General features: G+C 43.9%; 11 protein-coding genes. 9 read left to right on the top strand and 2 right to left on the bottom strand.

Annotated elements, in window-relative coordinates; all coding sequences use genetic code 11:
* Positions 1–73: 73 nt before the first annotated feature.
* The gene (locus FHS10_RS02945; RefSeq protein WP_259087553.1) at positions 74–448 is read right to left on the bottom strand and encodes a hypothetical protein; all 375 of its coding nucleotides are present in this window, start codon (positions 446–448) and stop codon (positions 74–76) included.
* A 341-nt stretch (positions 449–789) separates the two neighbouring features.
* Between FHS10_RS02945 and FHS10_RS02940 the strand changes: the two genes are divergently transcribed.
* The gene (locus tag FHS10_RS02940; protein ID WP_259087552.1) at positions 790–1,260 is read left to right on the top strand and encodes a pyrophosphohydrolase domain-containing protein; all 471 of its coding nucleotides are present in this window, start codon (positions 790–792) and stop codon (positions 1,258–1,260) included.
* A gap of 67 nt (positions 1,261–1,327) precedes the next feature.
* Complete coding sequence (rlmF, locus tag FHS10_RS02935) at positions 1,328–2,290, top strand: 23S rRNA (adenine(1618)-N(6))-methyltransferase RlmF (protein ID WP_259087551.1); 963 nt, start codon at positions 1,328–1,330, stop codon at positions 2,288–2,290.
* A gap of 130 nt (positions 2,291–2,420) precedes the next feature.
* On the opposite strand, the gene FHS10_RS02930 is transcribed toward rlmF, so the two are convergent.
* Positions 2,421–3,572, bottom strand: a complete 1,152-nt coding sequence (locus tag FHS10_RS02930) for an acyltransferase family protein (RefSeq protein WP_259087550.1) — start codon at positions 3,570–3,572, stop codon at positions 2,421–2,423.
* Positions 3,573–3,819: 247 nt separating this feature from the next.
* On the opposite strand from FHS10_RS02930, the gene FHS10_RS02925 reads away from it, so the two are divergent.
* The 7 genes from FHS10_RS02925 (at position 3,820) to FHS10_RS02895 (ending at position 16,408) form a co-directional block, all read left to right on the top strand.
* Positions 3,820–4,497, top strand: coding sequence for a pseudouridine synthase (locus tag FHS10_RS02925; protein ID WP_259087549.1), 678 nt, complete (start codon positions 3,820–3,822; stop codon positions 4,495–4,497).
* A 70-nt stretch (positions 4,498–4,567) separates the two neighbouring features.
* Positions 4,568–4,864, top strand: a complete 297-nt coding sequence (locus tag FHS10_RS02920; protein ID WP_259087548.1) for a hypothetical protein — start codon at positions 4,568–4,570, stop codon at positions 4,862–4,864.
* Between the two features lie 505 nt (positions 4,865–5,369).
* Entirely contained in the window at positions 5,370–6,671 is a 1,302-nt protein-coding gene (locus FHS10_RS02915; RefSeq protein ID WP_259087547.1) for a DEAD/DEAH box helicase, read from the top strand.
* Between the two features lie 15 nt (positions 6,672–6,686).
* Positions 6,687–6,938 (top strand): DUF1456 family protein, encoded by a 252-nt coding sequence (locus FHS10_RS02910; RefSeq protein WP_259087546.1) that lies wholly within the window; start codon positions 6,687–6,689, stop codon positions 6,936–6,938.
* A 340-nt stretch (positions 6,939–7,278) separates the two neighbouring features.
* Positions 7,279–7,815, top strand: a complete 537-nt coding sequence (locus FHS10_RS02905; protein WP_259087544.1) for an AAA family ATPase — start codon at positions 7,279–7,281, stop codon at positions 7,813–7,815.
* A 151-nt stretch (positions 7,816–7,966) separates the two neighbouring features.
* Positions 7,967–10,291: a PAS domain S-box protein gene (locus FHS10_RS02900; protein ID WP_259087542.1), complete on the top strand. Its 2,325-nt coding sequence runs from the start codon at positions 7,967–7,969 to the stop codon at positions 10,289–10,291.
* A 105-nt stretch (positions 10,292–10,396) separates the two neighbouring features.
* Complete coding sequence (locus tag FHS10_RS02895) at positions 10,397–16,408, top strand: alpha-2-macroglobulin family protein (RefSeq protein WP_259087540.1); 6,012 nt, start codon at positions 10,397–10,399, stop codon at positions 16,406–16,408.
* Positions 16,409–16,803 lie beyond the last annotated feature (395 nt).

Below are 16,803 nucleotides of genomic sequence, written 5' to 3'. Positions count from 1 at the left end.
TACCGGTTGTTTTTCAAGCTTGCATTATTTACGACTTAGCTATGTTTATTTAGCTGTCACCCGTTTATAAAAACTATTTTACAGGTGTGTTCTCAACGGGCTTGGCAGCTGTTTTCGACGCTTGTTTAACTACTTTAGCAACCGGTTTTTTATCGGCGGCAGGTTTAGTTACAGGGGCAGCCGGTTCTTTTGCCATAGTTAAAGCAAGGTCGTCCTTTTTATCCGAAGCTGGTTTTTCGGCATGAACCGGACTTTTTTCGCTGATTTTTGCCGAAAGCGTTTTGGCTAAATTCCTGGCAGCTTTTTCAATAACCTTGGTTAATTTTTTCTGATCGGCTGTAAATTCGGCAACAACTGCTTTCACCTGCGCTGCTAACTTATCGTTTAATTGTTTTTTCAGGGCTTTACGGGCCTCTTTTGCTACAGATTTGATTTCTTTATTTTTCATGGACATGATTGAGAAAATTCAGGTTGGATCTTGAATTTATTTTTATTGCAAAGGTAAGTTAAGAAAAAGATACTTTAATATTATGCTTATGTTAACAAATGTTATCAATGTTAAGTTTTTGTTAATTATAAATACGGTGTATCTTGTTCATATTTAGTTTGTTGTGATGTAGTCATGGCGATTTATAATTATTAACCATATTATTCATCAGGATATATAGTAATGACTTGCTCATCATTTATAGCCCACAAAGAAATGCACCCGATATTAAAAGAATGTGATTTTTTGAAAGCCTTTAGGTTAATTCATAACTTAGCAAACTTAGATACTTCCTCAATAACATGATCAAAGATTTAAACTCATTAAACCAGGTAGCCGAGTTTCACACTACCTTTAAACACCCCATCGTCGCTTCGCCGCAAATTCCGTCAAAAGAGCGTAGCCAGCTGCGTATTGAACTATTGGCCGAGGAATTGAAAGAATTGCAGGATGCTGTAAACGACAATAACCTTGTTGAAATAGCCGACGCCCTTTGCGATTTACAATACGTACTATCGGGCGCGGTGCTGGAGTTTGGCCTTGGCGAAAAGTTTAAGGAACTGTTTGATGAGGTGCACCGCTCCAATATGAGTAAGGCCTGCAAAACGGTGGAGGAAGCTAATCAAACTATTGAACATTACCGTAATACGGCAGGTACCGAATCGCATTATAAAGAGATCGATGGCTTGTTCCTGGTATACCGCACGGCGGATAATAAAACCTTAAAATCCATCAATTATTCGCCTGCTGATCTTGCCGGTAGGTTGAGCTAAAAAGCAAAAAGCGTAAAGCCCAAAGCAAACGATTGACGATTTATCATACAATTTAAAATATACTAACTTGGCCGAATCTGCCCCAAATCAACCCGAAGTAAAAGAAACCATGCACCCGCGCAACGCGCATCGTATGGGTTATGATTTTAAGGCGCTTATTAAGGCGATGCCAAAGTTACGTGCCTTTGTTACCGTAAATAAGTACGAGAACGAAACCATCAACTTCTCCGACCCGGAAGCGGTAAAGCTGCTTAACAGGGCTTTACTTAAGCACCATTACCGGGTTGATTATTGGGATATCCCCGAAGGTTACCTTTGCCCGCCAATACCTGGCCGGGCCGATTACGTACACTATGCGGCAGATTTATTGGCTACTGCTAATGATGGTGCAGTGCGTAAAGGCAAAAAGATACGCGTGCTTGATATTGGCGTAGGTGCCAATTGCGTTTATCCTATCATCGGTCACCAGGAGTATGGCTGGAGCTTTGTTGGGGTTGATATCGACGAGGAAGCCTTAGCATCGGCACAAAAAATAATTGATCAGAGTAAAGACTTAAAAGCCGCTATTGAGCTTAGGCTGCAAAAGCACAAAGCCGATATTTTTACCTTCGCCATAAAGCCTGGCGAGCAGTTTGATCTGACGCTTTGCAACCCCCCTTTCCACGCGTCCATTAAGGAAGCGGCCGAAGGCTCACGCCGTAAATGGAATAACCTGGGCCTGAAAACCGGCCGTGAAGAGCCTGTGTTAAACTTTGGCGGCCAAAACATGGAGCTATGGTACCCCGGTGGCGAGGCCGCTTTTTTAAAGCAAATGGCTACGCAAAGTACCCGCGTTGCCAAACAATGCCTGTGGTTTACTACGCTGGTATCTAAAAAGGAAAACCTCCGTATTTTATACAATGCCCTGCAAAAGGCCGGTGCTGTTGAGGTGCAAACCATCAGCATGTCGCAAGGTCAAAAAGCCAGCCGCATCATGGCCTGGACGTTCCTTACATTAGAGGAACAGCAGCAGTGGAATAAGAAAGCGTAGTCTGAATCAGAATTTAAGAATTAGCAGAATAACCATTATAATTCTGCCCATTCTTAAATTCTGAAAACGGCGCAGCCCTCTTGAACACCTTTGAAAAATAATCAGCGTGTGAAAAATTCTGATTCAGGCATTATACTCTCAGAAAAGTTTTCTTCTGGTACAGGTAATACAAAAACACCCACTTCACCATCACAAAGGTGATAGCTAAAGCTACCGCGTTATAAGGATTGCCTATTAGCTGACCGAGCCATCCAAAAAAGCCGGTGTTGGTATAACTCCATTTTATAAATTTCCCGGATATGTAAATCAGTATGGAATTCATGCCGATTACCCGGAAATAGAATGACCATTTTTGATAACCCAGTACATCAATAATATAGTAAAAAAACGCCATCAGCAGTAAGCTTATGCCGCCAACCTGCATTACAAAGCTGCTGGTCCACAGGTTTTTATTGATGGGGAAGTCCAGGTTCCAGATCTGTGCTATTACCAAAAATGCGACTCCTGTTATGACCAGTATGGCCACCTTTTTCATTTGTGGTAGCTCTGTTTTTTTGAGGATAGTACCTGTAATGATACCTAACAGGCCGGTGCTTATAGCCGGTATGGTGCTAAACAGCCCTTCAGGATCATGAATGCCTAAATAAAGTTTGCCCGGTAATATTACCCTATCCATATAGGATGCAAAATTGCCCTGCATGGTAAGGTCGCCATGTGGAAAGCCCGGAGCCGATGTAAACTTAAGCAGTAGCCAGTAGCCGATAATGAACACCCAAAACCAAACCATTTGCGCGCGTTCACTGCTGTACAGGTAAATGATATTGGCAAACATATAAGCAATACCAATGCGGCCCAGTACGCTGGCAAAACGGATTTCGGATATGGGCATAATTTTTAAGCCGTTGTTTACCACCAGGCCCAATAAAACCAGGATAAATGCCCGTTTAATAACCCGCCATACCAGTTGGCTTTTGCTTTTGCCTTTCTCCAATTCGCGCCCAACCGAAAACGGGGTTGATACACCCGCCATAAACAAAAACAGCGGAAAGATAAGATCATACAAGTGGAAGCCATTCCAATCGGGGTGGGTAAACTGGTTGGCAATAGCACCCCAAAACGGCGAACCCGTGGCTTTGGCCATGGTATGAAAAATTTCTTCGCCACCCATTATCCAAAACATATCAAACCCGCGCAGGGCATCTAACGATAACAAACGGGTAGGGGCGGCATTGATCCTGTCGGGCGCGGTATAGCCTGCCGGGGATGTAATTGTTTTGGTCATAATTTTAGGAAGGTTTTGTTTGTACTAAAGATATATATAAAGAGACGAGAGTCAAGAACCAAGAGTCAAGACGTTCGGTTATTTTCATTTGTTATATTTTAGGCTTTTTGCAGCTATCTTGATTCTTGACTCTTGATTCTATTCTCACGCATTTTGTAGCTGTCTTGATTCTATTTCTAAGTTTTTTGCAGCTATCTTAATTCTTGACTCTTAACTCTTGATTCTATTCTCAGTAACTTCGCCGGTCATGTTAGAGATCATATATCGCGACGAGTATTTAATAGCCATTAACAAACCGCATGGTTTGTTGGTACACCGGTCGTCCATCGCGGCAGATGCATCGGAATTTGCTTTACAGCTGTTGCGGGATCAGATTGGCCAAAAAGTTAACCCGGCACATCGGATAGATAGAAAAACGGGCGGCATATTGCTTTTCGCTTTTAACAAGCCGGTTGAAATTGCCATGCAGCAGCAATTTATGGAAAACCAGGTACATAAAAAATACCTGGCTGTTGTGCGCGGCCATACGCCCGATACCGAAGATATTGATTATGCCCTGCGTAAAGAAAACGGTACCTTACAGGATGCCTTTACCCGCTATACTACGTTAAAACGGGCCGAGTTGGATGTGCCATTAGGTGCGCACCCAACATCACGTTACTCATTGGTTGAGGCTGTGCCCACTACCGGCCGCATGCACCAGTTGCGCAAACATTTCAGCCATATTTTTCACCCTATTGTTGGCGACCGTACCCATGGTTGCAACAAGCAAAACAAGTTATTTAAAGAAAAATGGGAGATGGAAACCATGCTGCTGCATGCTTCATATCTTAATTTTACCCACCCCATAACCGGCGAAAATGTTACGATACACGCCAGTATACAGCCCGAATTTGCAAGGGCAATGCAATTGATGGGTTGGTAACCAATTCATTTTGTAATAATAATATAAACAAAATTGCCCGGCGTTTGTAGGTTAGGCAAACGCCTTAACTATGATAAAGCCGGCAGAATATAATTTATATACCGAGGATGGCGACAGGCACATCACAATTAAGCCCCATATTGAAACCATCCCCGGCGGGGATAAGTACGCCACAGGTGTATTTGCCTTAAGTGAGGGTGCTGTTGGTTTGGGTGATATTGTTTTTGACGATGATATGAACCAGTGGGAATACAGCGGTATTGGCGACCTTACCCATCCCCAGGCCGAAGAAATTGCCCAGTTCATCAAAGATTACCGCGAGCCGAATGCAGAGGACAGGGAATTGGATGAAAATAGGATAGTGTAGCTGTCAGGGCTATATTTTGTTCCTCAAATAGCATAAAACAAGTCATGTCATTGCGAGGAACGAAGCAATCGCATACTGTACAGGGCGGTTTTGCATAGTTCGCGATTGCTTCGTTCCTACCCATGACGTTTTGACTTTACACAAACATTGGCTTTGAACGCGGGCTAAGACTCACCCGGCGAGGCTGCGCCCGCCACCCTCTCTCTTCACCTGCGGTGGAAAGAGGGGTTTTAATAATTAATCGATTGATTACAAGTAATATAAATGCAAAAAAAATCTTCAAAACCCTCTTTCCGGCGAAGCCGAAGAGGGGGTGCCGCGCGTAGCGCTGGCGGGTGAGTCTTCGCCGCCATGCGATCTACGTCATTTCCATCTTCACAGTCCGCCGGATTTTACAACTCGCAATGACATAGTTTTTTTGCTTAATCGACGAATTCTGCTACTGGCCATCCCGATTTTTAAAAGGTAAGCGTTGCGGCTTATTTCCCGTATCTTTGCGCCTATCATGATCAAAGAAGCGCTTGCTAATCTTAAAATTAATGCCCTTAACCCCATGCAGGAGGCCGCCATCAGCGCAGCCAAAAAAAGCGATGTGGTTTTGTTGTCGCCAACGGGCACGGGCAAAACGCTTGGTTTTTTGCTGCCTTTGTTAGGTTTGCTTGATAGCAGCATCCCAACGGTACAGGCGCTTATCATAGTACCATCCCGAGAGCTGGCTTTGCAGATAGAACAGGTTTTCAGGACTATTGGCAGCGGCTTTAAGGTGAACTGCTGTTATGGTGGTCACCCGGTAAAAATAGAACGTAACAACCTGTCGCAGCCGCCTGCAGTGTTGATAGGCACACCCGGCAGGATAGCGCATCACTTACGCCGCCATAGCTTTACTACCGATACTATTCATACACTTATTTTAGATGAGTTTGATAAAGCCCTGGAATTTGGTTTCCAGGAGGATATGGCATTTATTATTGGCGCTATGCCCAATATCAAAAAACGGATGCTTACCTCGGCCACCAAAATGGACGAGATCCCTTTATTTACCGGGATGAACCGGCCTATGGAGCTGGATTATTTAACCAATGCTGCCATCACCCCCGATATCAAACAAAAAGCCGTTATAGCCGAAGCCGCCGATAAACTGGATGCCCTGTTTGCGCTAATCTGTAAAATAGGTGACAAAGCCACCCTGGTTTTCTGTAACCACCGCGAAGCTGTGGAACGCATCAGCGATCTGCTTTACGACCGCGGATTACCCCATGATATTTTCCATGGCGGCATGGAGCAGGACGACCGCGAACGTGCCTTGCTAAAATTCAGAAACGGCAGCCACCGCCTGTTGATCACTACCGACCTTGCATCACGCGGCCTGGATATCCCCGAAATTGAGCACGTGGTACACTACCAGTTACCGCATAACGAAGAGGCCTATGTGCACCGTAACGGCCGCACGGCCCGCATGCATGCCAAAGGCACATCATATCTCATGCTTACACCCGATGAAAAGCCATCGTATTTAAAAGAAATGCCCGAGGTGGAGGAACTGCCAGAAAACCCTGTAGTGCCCAAGCCGTCGCCCTGGGCTACATTATATATTGCAGCCGGAAAAAAAGATAAGGTGAACAAGATAGATATAGTAGGCCTGCTATTAAAAAAAGGTGGGCTGGATAAAGAGGATGTGGGTCTGATAGAGGTGCTTGACCATACCTCTTACGCTGCCGTAAAACGCAACCGGATTGAGAAAACCGTGCAATTGATCAAAGGCGAAAAGATCAAGAACAAAAAAGTTAAAATAGATATTTCCATATAATTAAATACCGAGAGCATGAGCAATAATGATATCATGAAAAAGCTGCGGGTAGCTATGAAGTTTACCGATGATGATATTATAAAGGTTTTGGAACTGGCCAATTTCCGCATTACCAAAACCGAGTTAGGTGCCATTTTTCGTGCCGATGATCACCCCAATTTTAAACCCTGTGGCGACCAGATCCTGCGCAATTTCCTAAACGGCCTTATCATTTACAAACGCGGCCCTATGCCCGATAAAAGAGCACCGAAGGTAGAGGGGAAATAAAATCCCGTCGTCATTGCTTAGTGCCTATCCACAACAAACGTAAAACTATGTCACTGCAAGCGTAGCGTGGCAATCTCGTAGCTTTACAGAGCGGCGCGATTGCTTTGTGTTTACCCATGACAATAAGTATCCCGTCATTGCGGGGAGGAACGACGAAGCAATCCCCAACTGTACAGGGTGAATCTGCATAGTAGGGGATTGCTTCGTACCTCACAATGACGATCACACAAAATGAAGTCATGTTGAAGTAAGTAATCAGCACGACTTTGGGAATAAAAAATGTAATTCTTTAAACATACTTTTAAAGTCCTCTCCTTTGGAGAGGATTTAGGTGAGGCTTATGCAAATCAACATCTTCGGAGCATCCGGCTCCGGCTCAACCACTTTAGGCAAGGCCCTGGGTCAAAAGCTCAACTACCCAGTGTTTGATGGCGACCATTATTTCTGGGTGCCAGCTGAAATGCCGTTCACAGTTAAAAGAGATCCCCAGGAGCGCAACGCCATGATTAACCGCGATACCGCTGCTCATGAAAATTGGATAGTTAGTGGTTCGGTTGTAGGTTGGAATAATAACTGGGATTTTGATCTGTCAGTATTTTTGTATATCCCCCACGAGATAAGAATGGACAGGCTTAAAAAACGCGAATTTGAACGCTACGGTGATGAGATATATACCAACCCTGAACGCATTATACTTTACCACAAATTTTTAGATTGGGCGCAGGGTTATGACGATAATACCACCGACGGTCGCACTTTACAGGTACACCAAAACTGGATGAAAAACCTCAGGAAGTCATTGCTGATCATCGAGGGAGATACTACTGTGGAAGAAAGGGTGGAGCTTATTTTAAACAAGATGGCGGAAATTGGATAGTATTAGTACACAGCGACTATCGATCTTTTATTTTTTTAATATCTATTTTACCTTTAAGCTATTAGTCCTACTTTAGCGTGCAAATTTCACAGGGTATCGGTAAAAAATCCAAATTAGCGATTACTCTCCACCGGAATATTTCTTGGCGTCTATGAAACTAAACTTCAACCGTAACCTGCAGCTTGGATATGGCTTTTCCATATTGATATTGTTAACGGTAGGTATCATTTCTTATAACACTTTAAATAATTTGTTGGATAGTAATAAGGCAGTTGCGCATAGTAACCTGGTGATACAAAAACTGGAAAGCGCAATGTCGGTAATGAAGGATGCCGAAACTGGCCAGCGCGGGTATATCCTCACCGGTAAAGCTGTTTTTTTAATCCCATATCATGGCGCGTATGAAAGGGCGGCAGTCCTCATTAATGAAGCAGATGTACTTACCGGTGATAACCACGGGCAGCAGAGAAATATAGCTAAGATAAGAGCGGTATTAGGCAAAAGGATGAATATCCTGCAGGATTTAATCAGCAAAAAACAAAAGGGTGATATCGTTTCTGCTGTTGATCTGGATGAGGGGCGCATGGCCATGGATGCGTTACGGGCTGCCATTGATAAAGCAGAAAATACTGAACACAGATTGTTAGATCAACGCACTGGTGTATTAAACCGCTATACCTCGGTGGCTCCGTACGCTATACTTGCCGCTTTGGCACTGGCTATAATTATTGCGCTAATCTCTTACTTTGGTGTGGTTAGGGAAATAACTCAAAAAGACATACTGCGGGAAGAACTGCAAAAAAAGGAAGAAGAAACCGCGGCTTTAAATGAAGAGTTAACCGCGGGCAATGAAGAGCTGACGGCCATTAATGAGGAACTTGCGCAGGCTCAGGATGAGTTGACTTTGTTTAACGAACAATTAGAACAACGGGTTAATGAGCGCACCATGGCACTTGCCGAAAGTGAAGAAGAAACACAGGCCCTTAACGAGGAGCTGACCGCCATAAATGAAGAGCTGGCTGCCGCCAACGAAGAAATGGTAGCTACCAACGAGGAGTTGCACGCCAGTCGGGAGGCAACGCTCCGGAACGAAAGGCTTTTCCGATCCATCGCTGTTAATATTCCCCGCTCGCTGATTTTAGTGGTTGATATGGAGCGCAGGCTGGTTACCGTAGAGGGCGACATGCGCGGCATTATGGGCTATCATGACGACAGCTATAAAGGGAAATTCCTGGCAGATGTGGCCGGCGAGCGCTATGAAACCGCCAAAGACTGGTATGACAGAATGTTGAATGGCGAACAATTTAGGGTAGATGTGAAAAGTGTGGCGGACGCCGATTTGCAGGTAGATTTTGTGCCGCTAAAAAATGAATTAGGTGTAGTTTACGCCGGCCTGGTGATTGCCCTTGATATTACCGAAAATAAAAAAGCCGAAGAAGGCAGCGCTAAGCTGGCCGCTATAGTTGAATCAACTGATGATGCCATTATTTCCAAAACTTTAGATGGGATAATTACCAGCTGGAATCCTTCGGCCCAACGTATGTTTGGGTATGCCGATACTGAAATGATAGGCCAATCCATATTGAAACTACTGCCGCCGGATAGATTGGATGAAGAATCACTTATCATTAGCAAGCTTAAAAATGGAGATCGGGTAACCCACTTTGACACCCAACGTTTAACCAGTGACGGGAGGATCATTGACGTATCGCTCACTATCTCGCCTATCAGGGATGCGCAGGGAAACATTACCGGTGTTTCGAAGATAGCCCGGGATATTTCTGAGAAGAAACGCGATGAACTGCGCAAAAATGATTTTATTGGTATGGTAAGCCATGAGCTGAAAACACCGCTTACATCATTGATGGCGCTGGTGCAGGTAACCAATGCCAAGTTGAAGGAAAGCCCGGATAGTTTCCTGGTGGGCGCCATGGATAAAGCCAATGTGCAGGTAAAGCGCATGAGTAGTATGATTAATGGTTTCCTGAATGTTTCCCGGTTGGAGTCGGGCAAAATTGCTATCGATAAAGAAGAGTTTGACCTTGACGAGTTAATCCGCGAGGTGGTGGACGAGCATACGTTAACCATCACCACGCATGTAATTCACTTGACCGATTGTGACCGTGCGCACATCAATGCCGATAGGGATAAAATAAGTTCGGTACTCTCCAACCTCATCAGCAATGCCATCAAGTATTCGCCCAAAGGCCACGATATCATGGTGAAATGCATTCTCGTTAATGGCAGCGCACAGGTAAGTGTAAAGGACGAAGGTATGGGCATAAAAGAACAGGATCTCCCCAAAATCTTCGATCGCTATTACCGCGTGGAAACCAATCATACCCGCCATATCTCGGGCTTTGGCATCGGCTTATATCTAAGCGCCGAAATCATCCGCCGCCACAATGGTAAAATCTGGGCCGAAAGTAAAAGCGGCGTAGGCTCAACGTTTTATTTTAGCTTGCCACTGGGGTAGTTGCGGTGATGTGAAAAATAATATGTTATGGAAAATTGAATCTATCTGCATCTGATAATAAAACAGCAGATAAAGAGTTATTTCAACAACTATAGCCTTAACAACATGACATCTTACCTTATCAATAAATTAAAATGCCTTGTCGCGGTCGTTTTTCTATTTTGCTTCACATTTGCAAACGCCCAAACAAACTACAACATCCTTAGCGCAAAAATAGATACGCTAATGAAGTCTGATTTGCCAAAATCGGCAAAAGATGCTATTGATCAGCTTGATTTTATCGCCATAAAAAATAATAACGCTCCGCAACAAATAAAGGCTGCCATTTACAGGGTTAGCTTGCAAGCAGTGTTAGATGATGATGAGCAGGTAAGTAATATTAAAGCTTTTAACCAGCGTATTAAACAGTCGGCCTACCCGGTTAAGCCTGTTTTACAGTCGCTGTTGGCGCAATTGTATTGGAGTTATTATCAGCAAAATCGGTATCGCATTATACAGCGCAGTAAATTGCTGCATCCCGATGCGGATTTTACCAACTGGGATGTTCAAACGCTGATTAATCACACCGCTAATTTATATGAGCTTTCCCTGGCCGACTTTTCGAAGGAACAAAATACGCCTATAAGTGTACTTGATGGAGCTTTACAAGGGGATAGCACATCCCGAGGCTTTAGGCCTACTTTATATGATTTGCTGGTACACCGCGCGTTTGATTTTTTTCTGAAAGAAGAAGCGGGCATTACCAAACCACGTCTTGCGTTCACATTAAATGATCTGCAGTTTTTTGCCGGTAACCGCGTATTTGCGCAACTACAAGTTGCCACCGCAGATACAGGTTCAAACTTTTACAAAGGGATAAAATATCTGCAACAGGCTACGCTTTTTCATCTGCAAAAACAACAAACAGATGCCCTTGCCGATCTTGACCTCAAACGGCTGGAGTTTGTTTATGCCAATGCTCAAATACCACAAAAAGACTCACTTTACTTAAATGCCCTGCAAAAAATTACGACCAGTTTTTCTTCGAGCCCTGTTAGTGCCGATGCCCTTGTGTTACAAGGCCGATATTATATGGAAAGGGATAGTTTAAAAACAGCCTTGAGCTATTTTAACAAAGCGGTGGCAGTGTACCCCAAAAGCCTGGGCGGTAACAATGCCGCTAACTTTATAAAACAAATTCACCAAACGGATATCTCTGCCATTACCGAAGATATTAACCTGCCGGGAAAGCCTTTGCTGGCCCTGCTAAATTACCGAAACGTTAAAACCGCAAAAATAACGCTTTATAAAATATGGGCAAGCCAGTACAATGAGCTTGCCGCCATGCGCGATGAGAGGTATGGGCAAAGCAACACTTACATTCAGCCACTTTTGCCGGTAATTGCTTATTTAAAAAAACTGAAACCCATAAAGATCGAAACCCTGCACCTGCCCGGTACCGATGATTATCGTTCCCATTCAACAGAATTTAAAATAGACCCCTTAAAGAAAGGCATTTACGCGCTTATTGTAGAGGACTCATTATCTACCGACCCTGAATTATTACAGTTTGCCACGTTTAAAGTAAGCCAATTGGCATTTGCAAGCCGCAACAACAACGCTACCCACACACAGATCAATGTGATGGATAGAGAAACGGGAGCGCCTTTACCAGGTGTACAGGTTACCGTGGCAGAAACTATGCAGCAAAGTACCGACCAAAATGGAGCCGCGTTTTTTAACCTGAATACACAAAATGGTTACTCGGTTAAGCTTACTACCGCCACCGATACCTTATATTGGAACAGGAGATATTGGAGTGGTTTCAATAACCGGGTGCCTGCATTTAAAAGAACAGTATTTTTTACCGATAGGGAAATTTATCGCCCCGGGCAAACTGTTTATTTTAAGGGATTATGCCTAAACGTGCAGAATGGTAAAAGCAGTTTGTTGGTTAACGAAAACTTATCGGTTAATATAAAAGATAATAACGGTAAGCAATTTACAAGTCTGCCGGTTTCAACGAACGAGTTTGGATCGTTTGGCGGCACATTTGTTATTCCCCAGAATATCCTTAACGGTTCGGTTGTGATTACTACTCCTTATGGTAATAAATTTATCAGGGTAGAAGAATATAAGCGACCGGGATTTGCGGTCAGTTTTTTGCCTGTTAAAGAAACCTATAAACCCGGTGATTCGGTAACTATACATGGCAGGGTTACCGCTTATTCTGGTTACGGCTTGTCGCAGGCACGGGTGGCTTATCGTGTTAGCCGCAACCCACAGATAATTAATTATAACCGTTATAACTACAGAGGCACTTATGACCGGGAAATTACTGCCGATACCATTAAAACTAACGACAGGGGTGAGTTTGAAGTAAAGTTTAAAGCTCTGGTTGATGATGCCAGCGATAGAAACCTGCGTTATGATTTTGTAACCAGTGCCGATGTAACAAGCAGCAGTGGCGAAACCCAAACCGCGAGTACATCCATACTCCTGGGGGTTGGTAACCTGGAGATTAGATCAAAAGTGCCTTTGCAGCTTAAAACAGGCGATACTACCTCTATAGCGGCTACGCTAACTAATCTTAGCGGTGTTAGGCAAAGTGGGCAAATGACCTTAAGAGTTTATTCGCTAAAGCCGCCTGTTCAATTATTAAAAAAACGCTTGTGGAACAAGCCCGATCAGTACTTATTGAGTAAAGAGAACTATAAAACCGATTTTCCTGAATTTGCCGAAGACAATGAAGATCAAAGGAATAAATGGCCGGTTATCCGGGAAATTTCCGCGCTTAGTTTAAAAACTGACGGCAATATTGCGGCAATTTTCGACACCCGGAATTTAGGTACACAACCTACAGGTTATTATAAATTGGTTATCAGCGCTCAAAGCTTAAACGGCGATACTGTTTCTGAAACCTACTTTGTAAATGTGTTAAACAAACCTGCAAAACCATCAGATGCAGATGATTGGGTCAGGTATGTTAACAAAGATGCGACAGATAAAAGCTTTGCCGAATTTTGGCTTGGTACAGGCAACGAAAGCCGGGTGCTGATGGAGAAGTTTAATGAAACAGGCCTGGTATCGTTTAAATGGCTAACCGTTTCAGGCGGAAATCAGCAAGTGATTAAAGTACCTGTAAATAGGACCGAAAAAAATGTAAGCATACAGTTTTTGATGGTTAAAGATAACCGCTTGTATAACAGGAGCGAACTTATCAATAGCAATAGTGACGATGGGCTTGATATTAAATTACTCACTTTTAGAAACAAGTTGCAACCCGGCGAAAAAGAACAATGGAAATTACAGGTATCAGACAAAAACAACCCTAAGCAAGTTGCTGAAATGGTTGCAGGCTTATATGATGCTTCATTGGATGCCATTTATGGCGGCGGTAATAGCTGGAACGGCATATTAAACCAAAACTATTACCTGCCTTTTAATTACAACTGGAGCCGGAATATTACCGAGCAATGGAGCACTCATGCGTTAAACTACAAAAACTATTATTTTAATCCCGCCAATCGGGTGTATGAACAGCTTGGTACGTTTGGTGCTTATGCCGAACCGAACAGGGTATTCATGGCCTATGATGAAATTACGCCTGGACTTGCCGTAGCAAGTCCAGGGCAACAAAGAAAAGAAAAGGTTCTGGCAAGGGAAGTGAGTGTAGGCTACGGTACTTACAAAAAAGCCGATATTACTGAGTATAATAGCATGAACCTGCCTGCAGATGTTCTCAAAAGTGTTCAACTGGTTGACAATTATGGAGATCAGGCAAATCCTGGCGGCGGCACGGTTGCAGTTCGGAAAAATTTTGCAGAAACTGCCTTTTTTTACCCACAGCTGCGCACCGATGATCAGGGAAATATCCTGATTGATTTTACCATTCCCGAATCGCTGACCAGCTGGCGGTTTAAGGCTTTTGCCCATACAAAGGACTTGAAATCAGGCTACATTGAGCGCGAAATAATTACCCAAAAACAGCTTAGTATTATCACAACCACGCCCCGCTTTTTACGGGAGGGCGATACTATCATTGTTTCGGCAACGGTGGCTAACCTAACGGCATCGGCTTTAAAAGGCAATGTTGAACTGAAACTATTTAACGGGCTTAATATGCAGCCGGTACAATTGCTGGCCAACGCTGCCGATGCCAAACAAGCTTTTGCACTTGATGCGGCTACCAACAAAGCGATATCATTTAAATTGGTTATCCCGGTCGGCTTAGATGCCTTAACTTACCGCATTACAGCCCAGGCCGACCAATACAGCGATGGGGAAGAGAATACTCTGCCGGTATTGTCAAACCGCATGTTGGTTACCGAGTCGATGCCGATGATGGTGCGTGTAGGCCAAGCCAGGGCTTTTACTTTTGATAAACTGCTTAAACAAACCAGTACTACGTTAAAAAGTAAAACCTTAACCTTAGAGTACACGCAAAACCCGGCATGGTACGCGGTACAGGCCTTGCCATATATGATGGAGTATCCGTACGAATGCTCGGAACAGACATTTAACCGTTATTATGCCAACAGTCTGGCAAGTAACCTAATAATCAAGATGCCCGTAATTAAACAAGTGTTTGATAGGTGGAAGGCCGGTAACAGCGATGAGTTGCTTTCAAATCTTGAAAAGAACCAGGACCTGAAAGCTACCCTACTGGAAGAAACACCCTGGCTGCGCGATGCTCTTAGCGAAACCGAACAAAAGAAACGGATTGCGTTGCTTTTTGATTTAAACAAAATGAGCTATGAGCTGCAAGCCAATCTTGATAAATTGCAGCAACGGCAGCTGCCCGATGGCGGTTTCGCTTGGTTTGGAGGCGACCGTGCCGACCGTTATATAACCCAGGATATATTGGCCGGTATTGGTCAGTTATATCACCTCGGTATAGCCGATCTGTCAAACCTCGGCCTGAAAAATATAGCTGATAAAGCAATGACCTATCTTGATCAGCAACTTGTGGCCGATGCGGCTCTTAGGCAGTCTTCAAAAAGCTATGATACGCGCGAATTGAGTTCTTTAGAGATTCATAGCTATTATACCCAAAGTTATTTTACCGCCCGCGCCTTAAGCCATGAACAGCAGGTATTGCTGGCCAATTACCTAAATCTTGCCCAAAAACAGTGGGTGCACAAAAAGGTATATGAGCAGGCCTTGATAGCATTAACCATGCTGCGTAATAAAAAAGCGCAGGTAGCTGAAGTTATCATCAAATCATTACTTGAAAACGCGCGGCAATCTGATGATTTAGGGATGTATTGGGCTGCCAATAAGCAGGGATATTATTGGTACGAGTCGCCGGTAGAAACACAAAGCCTGATGATTGAGTTATTTACCGAAGCTGGCAACAACAACAAAGCCGTTGATGAAATGAAGATATGGCTGTTGCGCAACAAACAAACCACCAATTGGCAAAGTACCAAGGCAACGGCGGCGGCGTGTTACGCTTTATTGCTTAATGGCAGCAATTTGCTTTCGACGGATGCGGGTACTTCAATAAAACTTGATGGCAAGCCACTTGATGAATTGAAATCCGGTATAAAAGCCGATGCAGAGACGGGCTACATCAAAGCAAGCTGGACTGATGAACAAATAAAACCGGCTTTAGGCAAAGTGGAGTTGAAGAATAGCGGCAACTCTATTAGCTGGGGCGCACTTCACTGGCAGTATTTAGAAAACCTGGATAAAATAACATCGGCGCAAACCAATATACACCTGGAGCGAAAGTATTTCATCAAAAAGCAAACAGCAACCGGCTCTGTACTTACAGCGGTAGATGCTAATCATCAGCCTAAAACCGGCGATGTGTTAAAAGTGGTGGTGTACCTGAAGGCCGACCGTGATTTTGAATACGTGCAGTTAAAAGATATGCGCCCATCAGGTACCGAACCCGAAGACGCGCTATCAACCTATAAATACCAGGATGGATTGTACTATTACCAGGTAACCAAAGATGTAGCTACCAACTTTTTCATAAGCTATTTAAATAAAGGTAACTACGTGTTTGAATACAATTTAAGGGTAGTGCAGCCAGGCAGTTTTTCAACGGGGATCACCTGCGTACAAAGCATGTATGCACCAGAGTTTAACGCCCATTCGGTAGGGGGAAGAATGACAGTGAAGCCGTAAAAGGTTATTTAAAGGACAATAGAATCGTAGTTGAGAGTAGACGTATTGTATTTTGAGGTAGGAGGGCCTGTCAGTCTGAGTGATAAAATTTCGCGAAATTCTGAAGGTGAAATGACAATATAAAGCTATGTCATTGCGAGGAACGAAGCAATCGCGAACTATGCAGATCCGCCCTGTAGAGCATGCGATTGCTTCGTGCCTCGCAATGACATGGTGGACTTGTCATGGGTAGTATGTCGAAGGCTCGTGTGCAGAGGCCTTTACCCGCGTGCTTCGACAGTCTGCCCATAGCAAATTAAAAAAAGAAGTCATCCTGACCTTGTTTCATGACCCCACAGGACAGGTGTTCAGCATGAAGTATACTTAACAAGTGGGGTGCCGAAACAAGTTCGGCA

Source organism: Mucilaginibacter dorajii (genome assembly GCF_024808255.1).
Classification (GTDB): Bacteria; Bacteroidota; Bacteroidia; order Sphingobacteriales; family Sphingobacteriaceae; genus Mucilaginibacter; species Mucilaginibacter dorajii.
Note: the sequence above shows the minus strand (reverse complement) of the source record. Positions and strands in the feature narration are given on the sequence as shown.

Coding starts and splice junctions, on each gene's coding strand:
- FHS10_RS02920 (WP_259087548.1), top strand. CDS start 4,568: ATGATAAAGCCGGCAGAATATAATTTATATACCGAGGATGGCGACAGG.
- FHS10_RS02930 (WP_259087550.1), bottom strand. CDS start 3,572: ATGACCAAAACAATTACATCCCCGGCAGGCTATACCGCGCCCGACAGG.
- FHS10_RS02905 (WP_259087544.1), top strand. CDS start 7,279: ATGCAAATCAACATCTTCGGAGCATCCGGCTCCGGCTCAACCACTTTA.
- FHS10_RS02900 (WP_259087542.1), top strand. CDS start 7,967: ATGAAACTAAACTTCAACCGTAACCTGCAGCTTGGATATGGCTTTTCC.
- FHS10_RS02945 (WP_259087553.1), bottom strand. CDS start 448: ATGAAAAATAAAGAAATCAAATCTGTAGCAAAAGAGGCCCGTAAAGCC.
- FHS10_RS02925 (WP_259087549.1), top strand. CDS start 3,820: ATGTTAGAGATCATATATCGCGACGAGTATTTAATAGCCATTAACAAA.
- FHS10_RS02940 (WP_259087552.1), top strand. CDS start 790: ATGATCAAAGATTTAAACTCATTAAACCAGGTAGCCGAGTTTCACACT.
- FHS10_RS02895 (WP_259087540.1), top strand. CDS start 10,397: ATGACATCTTACCTTATCAATAAATTAAAATGCCTTGTCGCGGTCGTT.
- FHS10_RS02915 (WP_259087547.1), top strand. CDS start 5,370: ATGATCAAAGAAGCGCTTGCTAATCTTAAAATTAATGCCCTTAACCCC.
- FHS10_RS02910 (WP_259087546.1), top strand. CDS start 6,687: ATGAGCAATAATGATATCATGAAAAAGCTGCGGGTAGCTATGAAGTTT.